The sequence below is a fragment of the Streptococcus oralis ATCC 35037 genome, from assembly GCF_900637025.1.
Taxonomy (GTDB): domain Bacteria; phylum Bacillota; class Bacilli; order Lactobacillales; family Streptococcaceae; genus Streptococcus; species Streptococcus oralis.
In genome coordinates this window covers 1,273,468-1,292,392 of record NZ_LR134336.1, presented here as the reverse complement: position 1 = coordinate 1,292,392, position 18,925 = coordinate 1,273,468, and the positions used below count along the sequence as shown (strand labels likewise).

The 18,925-nt window shown below is 42.4% G+C and carries 11 protein-coding genes; 10 read left to right on the top strand and 1 reads right to left on the bottom strand.

What is annotated here, in order from left to right:
* Positions 1 to 176: 176 nt before the first annotated feature.
* The 4 genes from pabB to EL140_RS06450 all read left to right on the top strand — a co-directional run bounded on the left by pabB (position 177) and on the right by EL140_RS06450 (position 6,448).
* The gene (gene pabB / locus EL140_RS06465; RefSeq protein WP_002874747.1) at positions 177 to 1,892 is read left to right on the top strand and encodes an aminodeoxychorismate synthase component I; all 1,716 of its coding nucleotides are present in this window, start codon (positions 177 to 179) and stop codon (positions 1,890 to 1,892) included.
* Positions 1,893 to 2,010: 118 nt separating this feature from the next.
* Entirely contained in the window at positions 2,011 to 4,425 is a 2,415-nt protein-coding gene (locus EL140_RS06460) for an Ltp family lipoprotein (protein ID WP_078232918.1), read from the top strand.
* A gap of 125 nt (positions 4,426 to 4,550) precedes the next feature.
* Positions 4,551 to 5,510 carry an ROK family glucokinase gene (locus EL140_RS06455; RefSeq protein ID WP_000078551.1) on the top strand — a complete coding sequence of 320 codons (960 nt, stop codon included), beginning with the start codon at positions 4,551 to 4,553 and terminating at the stop codon, positions 5,508 to 5,510.
* Positions 5,511 to 5,608: 98 nt separating this feature from the next.
* Positions 5,609 to 6,448, top strand: a complete 840-nt coding sequence (locus EL140_RS06450; RefSeq protein ID WP_000158625.1) for a thymidylate synthase — start codon at positions 5,609 to 5,611, stop codon at positions 6,446 to 6,448.
* Between the two features lie 198 nt (positions 6,449 to 6,646).
* Here EL140_RS06450 and EL140_RS06440 read toward each other — a convergent pair whose 3' ends face one another.
* Positions 6,647 to 6,817 carry a DUF3042 family protein gene (locus EL140_RS06440; RefSeq protein WP_001051782.1) on the bottom strand — a complete coding sequence of 57 codons (171 nt, stop codon included), beginning with the start codon at positions 6,815 to 6,817 and terminating at the stop codon, positions 6,647 to 6,649.
* 120 nt (positions 6,818 to 6,937) lie between these two features.
* Here EL140_RS06440 and miaA point away from each other — a divergent pair, with 120 nt between their 5' ends.
* The 6 genes from miaA to bgaA all read left to right on the top strand — a co-directional run bounded on the left by miaA (position 6,938) and on the right by bgaA (position 18,878).
* Positions 6,938 to 7,822 (top strand): tRNA (adenosine(37)-N6)-dimethylallyltransferase MiaA, encoded by an 885-nt coding sequence (miaA, locus tag EL140_RS06435; RefSeq protein ID WP_000850213.1) that lies wholly within the window; start codon positions 6,938 to 6,940, stop codon positions 7,820 to 7,822.
* A complete protein-coding gene (gene hflX, locus EL140_RS06430) occupies positions 7,815 to 9,053 on the top strand; it encodes a GTPase HflX (protein WP_000573183.1) in 1,239 nt (412 codons plus the stop codon). The genes miaA and hflX overlap by 8 nt, the downstream gene beginning before the upstream one ends.
* Positions 9,046 to 9,669, top strand: coding sequence for a hypothetical protein (locus tag EL140_RS06425; protein WP_000129723.1), 624 nt, complete (start codon positions 9,046 to 9,048; stop codon positions 9,667 to 9,669). Before hflX ends, EL140_RS06425 begins: the two co-directional genes overlap by 8 nt.
* A 14-nt stretch (positions 9,670 to 9,683) precedes the next feature.
* Positions 9,684 to 10,613, top strand: a complete 930-nt coding sequence (gene rnz / locus EL140_RS06420) for a ribonuclease Z (protein ID WP_000354348.1) — start codon at positions 9,684 to 9,686, stop codon at positions 10,611 to 10,613.
* Positions 10,614 to 10,633: 20 nt separating this feature from the next.
* Positions 10,634 to 11,389 carry an SDR family NAD(P)-dependent oxidoreductase gene (locus EL140_RS06415; RefSeq protein ID WP_001259178.1) on the top strand — a complete coding sequence of 252 codons (756 nt, stop codon included), beginning with the start codon at positions 10,634 to 10,636 and terminating at the stop codon, positions 11,387 to 11,389.
* Between the two features lie 250 nt (positions 11,390 to 11,639).
* Positions 11,640 to 18,878 carry an LPXTG-anchored adhesin/beta-galactosidase BgaA gene (bgaA, locus tag EL140_RS06410; RefSeq protein ID WP_000410709.1) on the top strand — a complete coding sequence of 2,413 codons (7,239 nt, stop codon included), beginning with the start codon at positions 11,640 to 11,642 and terminating at the stop codon, positions 18,876 to 18,878.
* Positions 18,879 to 18,925 lie beyond the last annotated feature (47 nt).

Here is an 18,925-nt window from a genome sequence, read left to right as displayed (position 1 = left end):
TTTTTGTGTAAAGTGCTCCAAATAAGACCAGTTTTTACAAGAAGAAGGGGTGCTATCTGATGGAGAATTGCCAAAAGTAGAAAAAGTAAGGTAGAGAATTTTTTTCGTTATAGAAATCAGTAAACAAAGCTGGATTTAGCTGTTCTAGGTTGGCTTTTTTGTGCTATACTTAAGATATGCATAGAAAAACAGTGATTGATTTTAGGGCTTTGGGGATGAGATACATCTTTACCCAGCCGATTAAAGAGTTAAAAACGAGAGATTTAGCAGAAGTGGCAGACTTGCTGGCTCAGGTGGAAAGCTACCAAGAACAAGGATATTATGTGGTGGGCTATGTCAGTTACGAGGCTGCACCTGCATTTGAGGAGAAATTAGCAGTTCATAAGGCTCCTTTACTGGCAGAGTATCTGCTATATTTTACCGTTCACGATAGGGTGGAAACATCCCCTATTCCTCTGACTTATGAGGAAGTAGATCTGCCTTCAAATTGGCAGGAAGTGACGTCTGCAGAGGACTATGAAAAAGCTATTTCCCAGATTCACCATCATTTGCGTCAGGGGGACACCTATCAGGTAAATTACACTGTCCAACTCAAGCAAGACCTAAGTGCCAATCCTTTTGCCATCTACAATCGCATGGTGGTAGAACAGGAGGCGGGTTACAATGCCTATGTTGAACATGATGAGATGGCAGTGATTTCCATGAGTCCAGAACTCTTTTTTGAGCAAAATGACCGAGAATTAACGACTCGTCCAATGAAGGGAACAACCCAGCGGGGAGTGACTGACCAAGAAGACCTTGCCCAAGCTAGTTGGCTAGAACAGGATCCTAAAAATCGCTCTGAAAATATGATGATTGTGGATCTCTTGCGAAATGACATGAACCGTATTTCTGAAGTTGGTAGTGAGCATGTGGAGCGTTTATGCCAAGTAGAGCAGTATTCTACAGTTTGGCAGATGACTTCAACTATCAAGAGTCAGTTGCGACCGGATGTGGACTTGGTTGCCATTTTTCGCTCCCTCTTTCCTTGTGGATCCATAACGGGAGCTCCCAAAATTGCGACCATGGAAATCATCAAGAACTTGGAGCCTCAACCGCGTGGAGTCTACTGCGGAACGATTGGTCTCTTGCTTCCAAATGGACGACGGATTTTCAATGTCGCCATTCGGACCATTCAACTCTACAAGGGACAAGCCATTTATGGGGTTGGCGGAGGGATTACTTGGGATAGTACTTGGGAATCTGAATACCGAGAGGTTCATCAAAAGGCGGCTGTTCTCTATCGTAAACAAGCATGTTTCCAACTGATTACGACTGGGAAAATCAGCCAGAAAAACTTGTTGTTTGAAGATCAACATCTGGAAAGATTGACAAAGGCGAGTCGTTATTTTGCCTATCCTTTTAATCCGGAAGACCTGAGACAAAGGATAGAGGAAGAGTGCCAAGTTTGTGATGCTAATCAAGACTACCGTTTGCGAATTACCCTCAGCAAGTCTGGAGAGATTGAACTCAGTCGCCAACTCTTAGCACCCCTCAGTCCAAGTTTCTGCAAAGCTAAGCTTTGTCTGCAAGAAACAGATTTGAATCAATCCTTTACCTACTTTAAAACAACTAATAGACCACATTTAAGTCTAGGAGAGCAAGAGAAGATTTACCACAATAAGTCAGGAGAACTACTTGAGACCTCTATTGGAAATCTGGTCTTAAAAATTAATGGTAAACTCTACACACCGCCTATCAGACTTGGAATTTTGCCAGGAATTTACCGTCAGCATTTGCTGGAAACAGGACAAGTAGAGGAAAAAGTCTTGACTGTGCCAGACTTGGACCAAGCGGAAACTATCTATGGCTGTAACGCGGTCAGAGGCTTGTATGAGTTGGAAGTGATATAACTATAGGTTTTCAATTAAGTTTTAGATTTATTTGTTAATATTTAATATTTGATTTGAAAGCAAAATTAAATATATGGTATACTATAGGTATAAATCATTAAAAACAACGGAGATTTTTATGAAAAAATCAAAAAAAATTTTAGTAACCAGCTTAGCAACTGCAACACTGGGACTCATTTCACTTACAGATACAACTGGAGACTTTCCTTTTTCGGCTCAGCATGTTTCTGCTCAAGAAAAGGATGCATCTAAAAATGGTAAGGTTGTAAAAGAGAATACAACTTCGGCGTCAAATCAAGCTGAAAAATCAAAAACACCAGCGCAAAATCCTGCTGAGAAACCAAAAACACCAGCACCGAAACCAGAACCAAAACCAGCGCCAAAGCCAGCGCCGAAACCAGCTGAGAAACCGAAAACACCAGCTCAAAAACCTGCTGAGAAACCTAAAAATACAAGTCCTAAAGAGGATAAGTCCAAATCTACAGCTCAGTCTGGTTGGGTAGGCTCATCGTACTATGAAAATGGTACTAAAGTTACTAATAAGTGGATTTTTGATAAAAAAGCTAATTCTTATTTCTATCTAAATGCTTCGGGAAACTATGTCCAAAATGCTTGGGTAGGCAATTACTATCTTAAATCAGATGGTAAAATGGCTAAGAGTGAATGGATTTATGATAAAAACTATGGATCCTATTATTATCTAACCGCAGAAGGTAGCTACGCTCGAAACGCATGGGTAGGTAATTACTATCTCAAATCAAATGGGAAGAGAGCTAAAAATGAATGGATTTATGACAATAACTATGGGTCATACTATTATTTAACAGGAGAAGGTAGCTACGCTCGCAACACATGGGTAGGCAATTACTATCTTAAATCAGATGGTAAGATGGCTAAAGCTGAGTGGATTTATGACAAAAACTATGGATCCTATTATTATCTAACAGCAGAAGGCAGCTACGCTCGCAACAAATGGGTAGGCAATTATTATCTAAAATCAGATGGTAAGATGGCCAAAAATGAATGGGTAGATGGTGGTCGTTATTATGTAGGAGACGATGGTGTGTGGCAACCAAAACCAGCGCCAAAGCCAGCACCAAAACCAGCTGAGAAACCGAAAATGCCAGCACCAAAACCAGCTGAGAAACCGAAAACGCCAGCACAAAAACCTGCTGAGAAACCGAAAACACCAGCACCAAAACCAGCTGAGAAACCGAAAACGCCAGCACAAAAACCTGCTGAGAAACCGAAAACACCAGCATCAAAACCAGCTGAGAAACCAAAAACACCAGCACAAAAACCTGCTGATAAACCAAAAACACCAGCACCAAAACCGGCTGAAAAAACTAAAGAAACAACTCCTAAACAGGATAAATCACAATCTAAAGTTCAGTCTGGCTGGGTAGGAAATTACTACCTCAAATCAGATGGAAAGAGAGCTAAAAATGAATGGGTAGATGGTGGTCGTTATTATGTTGATTCTGATGGAAAAAAGGTTAAAAGTGACTGGATTTATGATAAAAACTATGGTTCATATTATTATCTAACAGCAGAAGGCAGCTACGCTCGCAACAAATGGGTAGGAAATTATTATCTCAAATCAGATGGTAAGATGGCCAAGAATGAATGGGTAGATGGTGGCCGTTACTATGTTAATTCTGAAGGCAAAATGGTAAGGGGTAAATGGGTAGATGGTGGTCGTTACTATGTAGGAAACGATGGTGTGCGACAACCAAAACCAGCAGCCGGGAATCCATACTCAGCAGCTTTAAAGACAGCACAAGATTATAATAGGATTCATTTGTCAAAAAAAAGAATTTATGAGATGTTAATTTATGAAGGTTTTAATAGTGACACTGCACAATATGCTATCAATCATTTGCAAGCAGACTATAAGGCAAATGCCTTAGCTCAAGCAAGAGAATACCGAAAGAATGCCAATTTATCAAAGACAGAAATTTATGAGAGGCTAACTTCTCCTTATTTTAGAAAATTTACAAAAGAAGAAGCAGACTATGCCATTCAAAAACTAGATTTAACACCAGAAGGAAGCATTGCCCGCAATAAATGGGTAGGAGACTATTATTATAAATCAGATGGAAAGGTGGCCAAGAATGAATGGGTAGATGGTGGCCGTTACTATGTTAATTCTGAAGGCAAAATGGTAAGGGGTAAATGGGTAGATGGTGGTCGTTACTATGTAGGAAACGATGGTGTGTGGCAACCAAAACCAGCAGCCGGGAATCCATACTCAGCAGCTTTAAAGACAGCACAAGATTATAATAGGATTCATTTGTCAAAAAAGAGAATTTATGAGATGTTAATTTATGAAGGTTTTAATAGTGACACTGCACAATATGCTATCAATCATTTGCAAGCAGACTATAAGGCGAATGCCTTAGCTCAAGCAAGAGAATACCGAAAGAATGCCCATTTATCAAAGACAGAAATTTATGAGAGGCTAACTTCTCCTTATTTTAGAAAATTTACCAAAGAAGAAGCCAACTATGCCATTCAACATTTGGGTGACTAATTTTTACAAATAGTGAAGTAAATGAGATGTTTTAATTTTGGCTTGTAGCCTGCAAACCTTTGCACAAAACGGACGATTTTGTTATACTATATCTGTAAGCATTTTCAATTAAAAAGGAGAAGACGATGAGTCAAAAGATTATTGGGATTGACCTTGGTGGAACATCTATCAAGTTTGCAATTTTAACTCAAGAGGGAGAAATCCAAGAAAAATGGTCTATTAAGACCAACATTTTGGATGAAGGAAGCCATATTGTAGATGATATGATTGAGTCTATTCAGCATCGTTTGGACTTGCTTGGATTGTCAGCCACAGACTTCCGAGGGATTGGGATGGGATCACCTGGTGTGGTTGACCGTGAAAAAGGGACTGTTATCGGTGCCTACAACCTCAACTGGAAAACCCTTCAACCAATTAAAGAAAAGATTGAAAAAGCCTTGGGGATTCCATTCTTCATTGATAATGATGCCAACGTAGCTGCTCTTGGTGAGCGCTGGATGGGGGCTGGTGAAAACCAACCAGACGTTGTCTTTATGACACTTGGTACAGGTGTTGGTGGCGGTATCGTGGCAGAAGGCAAATTGCTTCACGGTGTTGCTGGTGCAGCAGGAGAACTTGGTCATATCACTGTTGACTTTGACCAACCAATCGCTTGTACTTGTGGTAAGAAAGGCTGTCTTGAGACAGTTGCTTCTGCAACAGGGATTGTCAACTTGACTCGTCGTTATGCAGATGAATACGAAGGCGATGCAGCCTTGAAACGCTTGATTGATGACGGTGAAGAAGTAACTGCTAAAACTGTCTTTGACCTTGCAAAAGAAGGGGATGACCTTGCCTTGATCGTTTACCGTAACTTCTCACGTTACTTGGGTATCGCGTGTGCTAACATAGGATCAATCCTCAACCCATCAACAATCGTTATCGGTGGTGGGGTATCAGCTGCGGGAGAATTCCTTCTCCAAGGCGTGCAAAAGGTTTATGATGAAAATACCTTCCCACAAGTACGCACATCAACTAAATTAGCTCTCGCAACTCTAGGAAATGACGCTGGAGTTATCGGAGCAGCATCACTTGTATTGCAATAAGATCATAAAAGGAGAAAAACACTACTTTAAAGCCAGTGATTTTCCTCCTTTCTTTTTTTATGCTATACTAGTTAGGACAATAAATGAGGTGAGAGTAAATGACAAAAGCAGATACGATTTTTAAAGAGAATATTGAACGAATCCTCAAAGACGGTGTCTTTTCTGAGCAGGCTCGTCCCAAGTACAAGGATGGGACAGTTGCCAATTCCAAGTACGTAACGGGTGCCTTTGCCGAGTATGATTTGTCTAAGGGGGAATTTCCCATCACAACCTTGCGTCCCATTGCAATCAAATCCGCCATCAAGGAAGTACTCTGGATCTACCAAGATCAGTCTAATAGCTTAGATGTTCTCAATGACAAGTACAATGTTCACTACTGGAATGACTGGGAAGTGGGAGATACGGGAACCATCGGTGAACGCTATGGGGCGGTCGTTAAGAAACACGACATCATCAATAAGATTCTCAAACAGTTGGAAGCCAACCCTTGGAACCGTCGCAATATCATCTCGCTCTGGGATTACCAAGCTTTTGAGGAGACAGATGGTCTTCTTCCATGCGCCTTTCAGACCATGTTTGATGTCCGTCGCGTTGATGGGGACATCTATCTGGATGCGACCTTGACCCAGCGTTCTAACGATATGTTGGTGGCTCACCACATTAACGCCATGCAGTATGTGGCTCTTCAAATGATGATTGCTAAACACTTTGGCTGGAAGGTTGGGAAGTTTTTCTATTTTATCAACAACCTTCATATCTACGATAATCAATTTGAACAAGCTCAGGAATTGCTCCGTCGTGAGCCGTCAAACTGCCAACCTCGCTTGGTTTTAAATGTTCCAGATGGGACTAATTTCTTTGATATCAAAGCGGAAGACTTTGAGTTGGTCGACTATGATCCGGTTAAGCCACAGCTGAAGTTTGACCTAGCTATTTAATACTCTTCGAAAATCTCTTCAAACCACGTCAGCGTCGCCTTACCGTAGATATGGTCACTGACTTCGTCAGTTCTATCTACAACCTCAAAGCAGTGCTTTAAGCAACCTGAGGCTAGCTTCCTAGTTTGCGCTCTTTGATGTTCATTGAGTATAAAAGAAAATAAAAAGAAGTTGAGATTTCTCAACTTCTTTTGTTGCTTAATGTGATACGCGACGGCGAGCCGCTTTTTTACGATTTTCTTCGATGAAAGCTGCTTTTTGCTCTTCTGGCTCAATCACTTTCTTTTTAATTGCGTATACTGCACCTGCAACGGCAGCGACAGTTCCTGCGACACCTGTTACAAGACCTTTAGCGAATCCTTTAGCCATGAGTCTTCCTCCTTTATCTTCCCGATCAGCCAGGCTCCTCAAGTGGTAGCATTTTTCTGACTGACCTTTTTGTGATATAATAATAGTAACGAAAAAATGGAAATTTTTCAAGGAAAAAAGATGAAAACAAAAATAATTGTGGTTGTTGGACCGACCGCTGTTGGGAAGACAGCTCTTGCTATTGAAGTGGCCAAGCGCTTTGGTGGAGAGGTGGTCAGTGGTGACAGTCAGCAAGTATACAGAGGATTGGATATTGGGACGGCCAAGGCTAGCCCAGAGGAGCAAGTAGCTGTTCCTCATCATTTGATTGATGTCAGAGAGGTGACCGAGTCTTACTCGGCTTTTGATTTTGTTTCAGAAGCTAAGAAGGCTATTGAGGATATTCAAAGCCGTGGCAAGCTAGCCATTATCGCTGGTGGAACTGGACTTTATATCCAGAGCTTGCTGGAAGGCTATCATCTAGGTGGGGAAACACCTCATGAGGAGATTGTAGCTTATCGGGCTAGTTTGGAGCCTTATTCAGATGAGGAATTAGCCCATTTGGTGGAGCAAGCAGGTCTTGATATTCCTCAGTTTAATCGTCGTCGTGCCATGCGCACCTTGGAAATTGCCCATTTTGGTCAGGATTTGGAAAATCAGGAAAGTCCTTATGAACCTTTGATTATCTGCTTGAATGATGAACGCAGTCAGCTTTATGAGCGTATCAATCGCCGAGTAGATCTGATGTTTGAGGCTGGTCTTTTGGATGAGGCCAAGTGGCTCTTTGACCATTATCCAGATGCGCAGGCTGCCAAAGGCATTGGCTACAAGGAACTCTTTCCTTATTTCCGTGGGGAGCAAACTCTTGAGGAAGCGAGCGAGAGTCTCAAGCAGGCGACCCGCCGTTTTGCCAAGCGTCAGCTGACCTGGTTCCGTAATCGTATGCAGGTGACCTTTTATCAGATAGGAGAGCCTGGAGTTCAAAACCGTATTTTAAGCCAGATTGAGGAGTTTTTAGATGATTGAAACGGAGAAAAAAGAGGAACGAGTCCTGCTCATCGGTGTGGAATTGCAGGGCATGGACAATTTTGACCTCTCTATGGAAGAATTGTCCAGTCTAGCCAAGACAGCTGGGGCCGTCGTTGTGGATAGCTACAGGCAAAAACGGGAAAAGTATGACTCCAAGACCTTTGTGGGTTCTGGTAAGTTGGAAGAAATAGCTCAAATGGTGGATGCAGAAGAAATTACTACTGTCATCGTCAATAATCGCTTGACTCCACGGCAAAATGTCAATCTAGAAGAAGTTCTAGGTGTCAAGGTCATTGACCGTATGCAGTTGATTCTGGATATCTTTGCCATGCGGGCTCGAAGCCATGAAGGGAAACTTCAAGTGCATTTGGCCCAGCTTAAGTACCTCTTACCTCGCTTGGTTGGTCAGGGAATTATGCTCAGCCGTCAGGCAGGGGGAATTGGTTCCCGTGGTCCAGGTGAGAGTCAGTTGGAACTGAACCGACGTAGTGTTCGCAATCAAATCACAGATATCGAGCGTCAGCTCAAGGTGGTTGAGAAAAATCGGGCCACAGTCAGAGAAAAACGCTTGGAGTCAAGTACCTTTAAGATTGGTTTGATTGGTTACACCAATGCTGGGAAATCAACCATCATGAACACCTTGACCACTAAGACCCAGTATGAAGCAGACGAGCTGTTTGCGACTCTGGATGCGACGACAAAGAGTATCCATTTGGGAGGTAATCTTCAGGTTACCTTGACTGATACGGTTGGATTTATCCAAGATTTGCCGACTGAATTGGTGTCCAGTTTCAAATCAACCTTGGAAGAAAGCAAGCATGTAGACCTTCTAGTTCATGTCATCGATGCCAGCAATCCTTATCACGAGGAGCATGAAAAAACAGTCCTGTCCATTATGAAAGACTTGGATATGGAGGATATTCCCCGCCTGACCCTTTATAATAAAGCGGATTTGGTGGAGGATTTCACGCCTACTCAAACGCCTTATGCCCTCATTTCTGCCAAGTCTGAGGATAGTCGTGAGCAGTTGCAAGCATTGTTTTTGGAGAAGATCAAGGATATTTTTGAAGCATTTACTTTGCGTGTACCTTTTTCTAAGTCTTACAAGATTCATGATTTAGAAAGTGTCGCTATCCTAGAAGAGCGTGATTACCAAGATGATTGCGAGGTCATCACAGGCTATATTGCTGAGAAAAACAAATGGAGATTAGAAGAATTTTATGACTGATATCAAAACTTTAGCACTCAAGTATGGTGGTTATACGAGTCTAGACAAGGTATATCTGGACCAGCTTTTAGATGGTAGGTCTGAAGAGGAGCAGTTAGCCCTAATTACGCCTCCCCCCAGTGTAGTGAATGCCTACTTTGCTGAACTCTACCAGAAAAAGAGTCCTCAGGCTGCGACTGATTATTTTTCAGAAGTCAGTCAGGAACTGAGCCTCTACAATGCTGAGCCAAGTTTCACTCTAGAAACCAAGCCCTTTATTCGCCTTAATCTATCAGGCAAATCTTTTGGTTTCTGCTATGAGAGAGAAGGACTTGGACGTATTTTCTCAGAAGCTGAGGAGCTAATTACAGATGAATTACTCTTTGAGATTGCGCAAATCTTCCCTCATCAACTGGTCTTTAAGGAGTCTGGTAAGATTTACTTGAAGCCTGTTGGGGACGAGGAAGTTGTTAGCGTGGAAAATCTCACAGCCTTGACAGATTTGGAAAGTTTGGCAGATGGTCGCAAGCGTCTCAAAGGTTATAGTCAAGAAGATTTATTACAAGAAGCTAAAGCCTATACTGGTAAGCTTTATTATCGCTTAGAAAACCGCACTGCTATGTTATATATTGATTAATTAGAAAGTATCGAATGGATATTCAATTTTTAGGAACGGGGGCTGGTCAGCCCTCCAAAGCCCGCAACGTTTCAAGTCTCGCCCTGAAACTCTTGGACGAGATTAACGAAGTTTGGCTCTTTGACTGTGGCGAAGGAACGCAAAATCGCATTCTGGAAACCACGATTCGACCACGTAAGGTCAGCAAAATCTTTATCACTCACTTGCATGGAGACCATATCTTTGGATTGCCAGGATTTCTCTCTAGCCGTGCTTTTCAGGCTAATGAAGAGCAAACAGATTTGGAAATTTATGGTCCCCAAGGGATCAAGTCCTTTGTCTTAACCAGCCTTCGTGTGTCCGGTTCTCGTCTGCCTTACCGAATTTATTTCCATGAGTTTGACCATAATTCTCTCGGGAAAATCCTTGAAACAGAAAAGTTTACCGTTTATGCAGAAGAATTGGATCACACTATTTTCTGTGTGGGCTACCGTGTCATGCAAAAAGACCTAGAAGGCACTCTGGATGCTGAAAAGCTCAAGGCTGCTGGTGTGCCATTTGGACCACTCTTTGGAAAAATCAAAAACGGTCAGGATGTTGTCCTAGAAGACGGCACCGAGATCAAGGCAGCAGACTATATCTCAGCCCCACGCCCTGGTAAGATTATTACCATTTTAGGGGATACTCGAAAAACAGATGCTAGTGTGCGTCTTGGAGTCAATGCGGATGTTCTTGTCCATGAGTCCACTTATGGCAAGGGAGACGAAAAGATTGCCCGCAATCACGGTCATTCCACCAACATGCAGGCTGCGCAGGTTGCAACAGAAGCGGGAGCCAAACGACTCTTGCTCAACCATATCAGTGCTCGTTTCCTCTCAAAAGATATCAGCCAGCTTAAGAAAGATGCTGCAACGATTTTTGAAAACGTCCATGTGGTCAAAGACTTGGAAGAAGTGGAAATCTAGAAGATTGAGAAAGGATAAGGATGCGTACGATTCTTATAACAGGAGCTAGCGGAGGTCTAGCCCAAGAAATGATCAAACTCTTGCCTCAAGATCAACTCATTTTGCTAGGTAGAAATAAGGAAAAACTAGTTCAGCTATACGGAAATCATCCTCAGGCAGAATTGATTGAGATTGATATTACCGATGCTCAAGCCTTAGAAGAACTAGTGGCTGAACTCTATCAGCGTTATGGTAAGATTGATGTTTTGATTAATAACGCTGGTTACGGGATTTTTGAGGATTTTGACAAGATTTCAGATCAAGATATTCATCAGATGTTTGAGGTTAACACCTTTGCTTTGATGAATCTGTCTCGTCGTCTTGGAGCTTTCATGAAGGAGAGGGGAAAAGGACATATCATCAATATCGTCAGCATGGCAGGGTTGATAGCGACTGGCAAGTCTAGTCTCTATTCAGCGACCAAGTTTGCGGCCATCGGTTTTTCAAATGCTTTACGGCTCGAACTCATGCCTTATGGTGTCTATGTGACGACGGTTAATCCCGGTCCTATCCGTACAGGGTTTTTCGACCAGGCTGACCCAGACGGCAGTTATCTAAAATCAGTTGACCGCTTCCTTCTCGAGCCAGATGCAGTAGCTAGAAAGATTGTCAAAACCATAGGAAAAAACAAACGGGAACTAAATCTTCCAATCTTGCTCCATTTAGCCCATAAATTTTATACTCTTTTCCCTAAGCTAGCAGATAAGTTGGCAGGTGAGACTTTTAATTATAAGTAAAAAAAGTTCCTTACAAGAGGAACTTTTTTATAATATTCTACTGCATGACAAGAAATGTTTGTTTTTTGTTCTAAATCTATATTCACATTTAATGAATTTTCTACAAATTTTAGAAAAAACAATCAAAAATATGATTTTTTGTGTTTAGGGTATTGAAATTTCCTATATTATTTTATAAAATAAGGGTAAAAGACTATGGAAAAGTAATACGCTTACAATGAAATGGAAGCGGTTACTAAAGGAGGATTTTATGGAAAAAGGCCATTGGAATCGTAAAAGAGTCTACAGCATTCGTAAGTTTGCCGTAGGCGCTTGCTCTGTCATGATTGGAACCTGTGCGGTTCTATTTGGAGGAAGTGTCATTGGAGAATCACCAGTTTTCGCGGATGAAACTTCTATCGCCCACACTGTGGAACAAGCAAAAGAGGAAAGTCCGGCAGTGGAGGAAAAAGGAGATCAAACTGTAGCAGAGCACAAGGATGCTGCAAGTGTCGACCAAAGTCAAGCTGCTCCCATTGAAGCAAGCAAACCAGAGGTGAAAGAAGAGGAACCTGTAGTTCCAAAAGAGGAGAAAGCATCTCTAAAACCTGAAGAAACAGCACCAAAGGTAGAATCTCAAGCTTCAAGTCAAGAAAAACCTGTTAAGGAAGATTTGAAGGCTGCGACAAATGAAGAAGTAAATCAAATGATTGAAGACAGAAAAGTGAATTTTAATCAAAATTGGCACTTTAAACTCAATGCAAACTCCAAAGAAGCTGTGAAACCAGATGCAGATGTTTCGTCATGGCAAAAATTGGATCTCCCACACGACTGGAGTATCTTTAACGATTTTGACCATCAATCACCTGCCCAAAACGAAGGTGGACAGCTCAATGGTGGTGAAGCTTGGTATCGTAAGACCTTTAAACTTGATGAAAAAGATCTCAAGAAGAATGTTCGTTTGACCTTTGATGGGGTCTACATGGATTCTCAAGTCTATGTCAATGGCCAGTTAGTGGGACATTATCCAAATGGTTATAACCAGTTCTCTTACGATATTACTAAATACCTCCACAAAGATGGTCGTGAGAATGTGATTGCTGTCCATGCGGTTAACAAACAACCAAGTAGCCGCTGGTACTCTGGTAGCGGTATCTACCGTGATGTGACCTTGCAAATGACAGATAAAGTTCATGTTGAGAAGAATGGGACAACCATCTTAACACCAAAGCTAGAACAACAGCAACATGGCAAGGTTGAAACGCATGTGGCCAGCAAAATCGTCAATACAGACGATAAAGACCATGAACTGGTGGCAGAGTATCAAATCGTTGAACGTGGTGGTCAGGCTGTAACAGGCTTGGTTCGTACAGCGAGTCGTACCTTGAAAGCACATGAGTCAACAAGTCTTGATGCTATTTTAGAAGTTGAACAACCAAAACTCTGGACCGTTTTAAATGACAAACCTGCCTTGTACGAATTGATTACGCGTGTTTACCGTGATGGTCAATTGGTGGATGCTAAGAAGGATCTGTTTGGTTACCGTTACTATCATTGGACTCCAAATGAAGGATTCTCTTTGAATGGTGAACGCATTAAATTCCATGGTGTTTCCTTACACCATGACCACGGAGCGCTTGGAGCAGAAGAAAACTATAAGGCAGAATACCGTCGTCTCAAACAAATGAAGGAGATGGGCGTTAACGCCATCCGTACAACTCATAACCCTGCAAGTCCACAGACCTTGCAAATCGCAGCAGAACTTGGTTTGCTCGTTCAGGAAGAGGCCTTTGATACTTGGTATGGTGGTAAGAAACCTTATGACTACGGACGTTTCTTTGAAAAAGACGCTACTCACCCAGAAGCTAGAAAAGGTGAAAAATGGTCTGACTATGATCTTCGTACCATGGTCGAAAGAGATAAAAACAACCCAGCTGTCTTCATGTGGTCTATCGGAAACGAAATCGGTGAAGCCAATGGTAATGCTCACTCTCTTGCAACGGTTAAACGCTTAGTAAAAGTGATTAAAGATGTTGATACTACACGTTATGTTACCATGGGAGCAGATAAGTTCCGCTTTGGTGATGGTAGCGGTGATCATGAGAAAATTGCTAATGAACTGGATGCAGTTGGTTTCAACTATTCAGAAGACAACTACAAGAAACTTCGTGCGAAACATCCAAACTGGTTGATTTACGGTTCGGAAACATCTTCAGCTACCCGTACACGTGGAAGTTACTATCGCCCTGAACAGGAATTGAAACATAGTAACGGACCTGAGCGCCATTACGAACAGTCTGACTATGGTAATGACCGAGTTGGCTGGGGTAAAACGGCAACAGATTCATGGACATTTGACCGTGACAACGCTGGCTATGCTGGACAGTTTATCTGGACAGGTACGGACTATATCGGTGAACCTACACCATGGCACAACCAAAACCAAACTCCCGTTAAGAGCTCTTACTTTGGTATCGTAGATACAGCCGGTATTCCAAAACATGACTTTTATCTCTACCAAAGCCAATGGGTTTCTGCCAAGAAGAAACCGATGGTGCACCTTCTTCCTCACTGGAACTGGGAAAATAGAGAATTGGCATCGAAAGTTGAAGATTCAGACGGAAAAATTCCAGTTCGTGCCTACTCAAACGCTGCAAGCGTAGAATTGTTCTTAAATGGTCAATCTCTTGGAGTTAAGAAGTTCAACAAGAAACAAACCAGTGATGGCCGCACTTACCAAGAAGGTGCCAATGCTAAGGAACTCTATCTTGAATGGAAGGTTGCGTACCAACCAGGTACTTTAGAAGCTGTAGCTCGCGATGAAGCTGGAAAAGAAATTGCACGTGATAAGATCACGACTGCAGGCCAACCAGCAGGTGTTCGCCTCGTCAAGGAAGAACACGCAATCGCAGCAGATGGAAAAGACTTGACCTACATCTACTACGAAATCGTAGATAGTGAAGGAAATGTGGTACCAACTGCCAATAATTTGGTTCGTTTCCAATTGCATGGACAAGGTCAACTGGTTGGTGTTGATAATGGGGAACAAGCCAGCCGTGAACGCTACAAGGCACAACCTGATGGTTCTTGGATCCGCAGAGCCTTTAACGGTAAAGGGGTTGCCATTGTTAAATCAACTGAGCAAGCAGGTAAATTCACGCTAACAGCCCATTCAGATCTCTTGAAATCTGGTCAAGTAACGGTCTTTACTGGTAAAAAAGAAGACCAAGAAAAGACCGTTCTCGGAACCGAAGTACCAAAAGTACGTACTGTTATTGAGAAAGAGCCAAAAATGCCGAAGACAGTCGGTTTTATCTACAGTGATGGCAGTCGTGAAAAACGTCCAGTAACTTGGTCTTCAGTTGATGTGAGCCAAGCAGGAGTTGTGACTGTTAAAGGTATGGCAGACGGACGCGAAGTTGAGGCCCGTGTCGAAATTCTAGCAATCGCAAATGAGCTTCCAACTGTTAAGCGTGTTGCTCCAGGAACAGACTTGAGCGCTGTTGACAAATACGTTTCTATTGCTGTTACGGATGGAAGCGTACAAGAATACGAAGTTGATAAGTGGGAGATTTCGGAAGCAGATAAAGCTAAACTGTCAGTTGCAGGATCACGTATTCAAATGACTGGTCAACTGGGTGGTGAGACTATTCACGCTACCCTTGTGGTAGAAGAAGGTAATCCTGCGGCTCCTGCAGTACCAAATGTAACTGTTGGTGGCGAATCTGTCACTGGTCTTACTACTCAAAATCCAATGCAATATCGAACTCTTGCTTACGGTGCATCCTTGCCAGAAGTTGTAGCAAGTGCTGAAAATGCGGATGTTACTGTAGTCCAAGCAAGTGCAGCAAACGGCATGCGTGCAAGCATCTATGTTCAACCAAAAGATGGTGGACCTCTTCAAACCTATGCAATTCAATTCCTTGAAGAAGCACCGAAAATTGACCACTTGAGCTTACAAGTGGAGAAAGCTGATGCTCTCAAAGAAGACCAAACAGTCAAATTGTCTGTACTCGCTCACTATCAAGACGGAACACAAGCAGTTCTACCAGCAGATAAGGTGACCTTCTCTACAAGTGGTGAAGGGGAAGTCGCAGTTCGTAAAGGAATGCTTGAGCTGCATAAGCCAGGAACAGTCACTCTGAAAGCGGAATATGAGGGAGCTAAAGGCCAAGTTGAACTCACTATCCAAGCCAATACTGAGACGAAGGTTGCGCAATCTATCCGTCCAGTAAATGTAGTGACAGACTTGCATCAAGAACCTACTCTTCCAACAACAGTAACGGTTGAGTATGACAAAGGTTTCCCTAAAACTCATAAAGTCACTTGGCAATCTATTCCGAAAGAAAAACTTGACTCCTATCAAACATTTGAAGTACTAGGTAAAGTTGAAGGAATTGACCTTGAAGCGCGTGCTAAAGTATCTGTAGAAGGCATCGTTTCAGTTGAAGAAGTCAGTGTGACAACTCCAATCGCAGAAGCACCACAATTACCAGAAAGCGTTCGTACCTACGATTCAAATGGCCACGTTTCATCAGCTAAGGTTACTTGGGATGCGATTCGTACAGAGCAATACGCCAAGGAAGGTGTCTTTACAGTTAATGGTCGCCTAGAAGGTACGCAATTAACAACTAAACTTCATGTTCGCGTATCTGCTCAAACTGAGAAAGGTGCAAACATTTCTGACCAATGGACCGGATCAGAATTGCCACTTGCCTTTGCTTCAGACTCAAATCCAACTGATCCTGTTTCAAACGTCAACGATAAATTGATTTCCTTTAATGACCGCCCAGCTAACCGTTGGACAAACTGGAACCGTAGTAATCCAGAAGCTTCAGTTGGTGTCCTATTCGGAGATTCAGGTATTTTGAGCAAACGTTCAGTTGATAATCTAAGTGTCGGATTCCACGAAGACCACGGAGTTGGCGTACCGAAGTCTTATGTGATTGAATATTATGTCGGGAAGACCGTTCCAACAGCCCCTAAAAACCCTAGCTTTGTAGGTGAGGAAAACCATGCCTTTAATGATCCTGCAAACTGGAAAGAGGTAAGCAATCTCAAAGCACCAGCTCAATTAAAAGCTGGAGAAATGAATCATTTCAGCTTTGATAAAGTTGAGACCTATGCGGTTCGCATTCGTATGGTTCGACTTGATAGCAAGAAAGGAACGTCTATCACAGAAGTACAAATTTTTGCGAAACAAGTTGCGGCAGCTAAACAAGGACAAACAAGAATCCAAGTTGACGGTAAAGACTTAGCAAACTTTAACCCAGATTTGACAGACTACTACCTTGAGTCTGTAGATGGAAAAGTTCCTGCAGTAACAGCAAGTGTTAGCAACAATGGTCTCGCCACCGTCGTTCCAAGTGTTCGTGAAGGTGAGCCAGTTCGTGTTATCGCGAAGGCTGAAAATGGTGATATCCTAGGAGAATACCGTCTACACTTTACAAGCAATAAAGACTTGCTCTCTCGTAAACCAGTTGCCGCGGTCAAACAAGCTCGCTTGCTACAAGTAGGGCAACCGCTTGAATTGCCAACTAAGGTTCCTGTTTATTTCACAGGTAAAGACGATTACGAAACAAAAGACTTGGCAGTAGAATGGGAAGAAGTTCCAGCAGAAAAGCTGACAAAAGCAGGTCAATTTACCGTTCGAGGTCGTGTCCTTGGTAGTGATCTTGTTGCTGAGTTCACTGTACGAGTGACAGACAAACTTGGCGAAGCTCTTTCAAATAACCCAGAGTATGATGAAAATAGTAACCGCGCCTTTGCTTCAGCCACTAACGACATTGATAGAAACTCCCATGACCGTGTGGACTATCTCAATGACGGAAATCATTCAGAAAATCGTCGTTGGACAAACTGGTCTCCAACACCATCTTCTAATCCAGAAGTATCAGCAGGTGTGATCTTCCGTGAAAATGGTAAGATTGTAGAACGGACTGTAGCGCAAGCCAAACTTCATTTCTTTGCAGATAGTGGTACGGATGCACCATCTAAACTCGTTTTAGAACGCTATGTCGGTCCAGAGTTTGAAGTGCCAACCTACTATTCAAACTACCAAGCCTACGACACAGACCATCCATTCAACAATCCAGAAAATTGGGAAGCTGTTCCTTATCGTGCGGATAAAGACATTGAAGCCGGTGATGAAATTAACGTTACCTTTAAAGCTGTCAAAGCCAAAGCCATGAGATGGCGTATGGAACGCAAAGCGGATAAGAAGGGTGTTGCGATAATTGAGATGACCTTCCTTGCTCCGAGTGAATTGCCTCAAGAAAGTACCCAATCAAAAATTCTTGTAGATGGAAAAGAACTTCCTGACTTCGCTGAAGATCGTCAAGACTACCAAATCACCTATAAAGGTCAACGTCCAAAAGTCTCAGTCGAAGAAAGTAATCAAGTAGCTTCAACAGTTGTAGATAGCGGAGACGATAGCCTTCCAGTACTTGTTCGCCTTGTTTCAGAAAGTGGAAAACAAGTCAAGGAATACCGCATCCACTTGACTAAGGAAAAACCAGTTTCTGAGAAGACTGTTGCTGCTGTACAAGAAGATCTTCCAAAACTCGAATTTGTTGAAAACGATTTGGCCTACAAGACAGTTGAGAAAAAGGATTCAATGCTGTATCTAGGAGAAACTCGTGTAGAACAAGAAGGAAAAGTTGGTAAAGAACGGATCTTTACAGCGATTAATCCTGATGGAAGTAAGGAAGAAAAACTTCGCGAAGTGGTAGAGGCTCCGACAGACCGCATCGTCTTGGTCGGAACAAAACCAGGAACCTCTCTTCCAGAAGACGAAGTGAAGAACCTTGTCCTCGACAGACCCGAACTTATAGTCGAAGAAGAAATCATTGACTTCAAGGTTCAGGAGCGTAAGTCTGATAAGTTGTACCTAGGAGAAACTCGTGTCCTACAAGAAGGTCAAAAAGGTATTCGTCTTCACTTGATTGAAGTGGAAAATGGAAAACGTCAGCTTAAAGAAACTTACGATAAAGTCGCTGCTCAAGATCGTATAGTAGAAGTTGGCACTAAACCAGGAACTTCTCTTCCAGAAGATGAAGTGAAGAACCTAGTCCTTAACAGACCAGAACTTGTAATCGAAGAAGAAACAATTGATTTCAAGGTTCAGGAACAAAAGAATGATCAGCTTCCAGTAGGTCAAACTCGTGTTCTCCAAGAAGGTCAAAAAGGTATCCGTGTTCACTTGATCGAAGTTGAAAATGGCAAGCGAACTGAAAAAGAAAGCTATGATAAAGTCATGGCTCAAGATCGCATTGTAGAAGTTGGTACGGCTAGTGAAACAACTAAACCAGTACCTCAAGAATCTACAAAACCACAAGTATCAGAAAAAGCAGATGCAAAAGAAATCTCCTCAAGTGAAGCTAGTCAAGCTCAAGCAGAGCAGTTACCAAATACAGGAAGTGCAGAAAGTCAAGCAGCTCTAGTAGCAGGTTTAGCTCTTCTTGGTTTGAGTGCAGGTTTAGTGGCCACTAAAGGTAAAAAAGAGGACTAGAATGAATCAGTTTTTCTTCTAAATGTATCTCAGAAAGACCAGGGAAA

Excerpts from the sequence above, each read along its gene's own strand:
- pabB (WP_002874747.1), top strand. The coding sequence starts at position 177 with ATGCATAGAAAAACAGTGATTGATTTTAGGGCTTTGGGGATGAGATAC.
- EL140_RS06460 (WP_078232918.1), top strand. The coding sequence starts at position 2,011 with ATGAAAAAATCAAAAAAAATTTTAGTAACCAGCTTAGCAACTGCAACA.
- EL140_RS06455 (WP_000078551.1), top strand. The coding sequence starts at position 4,551 with ATGAGTCAAAAGATTATTGGGATTGACCTTGGTGGAACATCTATCAAG.
- EL140_RS06450 (WP_000158625.1), top strand. The coding sequence starts at position 5,609 with ATGACAAAAGCAGATACGATTTTTAAAGAGAATATTGAACGAATCCTC.
- EL140_RS06440 (WP_001051782.1), bottom strand. The coding sequence starts at position 6,817 with ATGGCTAAAGGATTCGCTAAAGGTCTTGTAACAGGTGTCGCAGGAACT.
- miaA (WP_000850213.1), top strand. The coding sequence starts at position 6,938 with ATGAAAACAAAAATAATTGTGGTTGTTGGACCGACCGCTGTTGGGAAG.
- hflX (WP_000573183.1), top strand. The coding sequence starts at position 7,815 with ATGATTGAAACGGAGAAAAAAGAGGAACGAGTCCTGCTCATCGGTGTG.
- EL140_RS06425 (WP_000129723.1), top strand. The coding sequence starts at position 9,046 with ATGACTGATATCAAAACTTTAGCACTCAAGTATGGTGGTTATACGAGT.
- rnz (WP_000354348.1), top strand. The coding sequence starts at position 9,684 with ATGGATATTCAATTTTTAGGAACGGGGGCTGGTCAGCCCTCCAAAGCC.
- EL140_RS06415 (WP_001259178.1), top strand. The coding sequence starts at position 10,634 with ATGCGTACGATTCTTATAACAGGAGCTAGCGGAGGTCTAGCCCAAGAA.
- bgaA (WP_000410709.1), top strand. The coding sequence starts at position 11,640 with ATGGAAAAAGGCCATTGGAATCGTAAAAGAGTCTACAGCATTCGTAAG.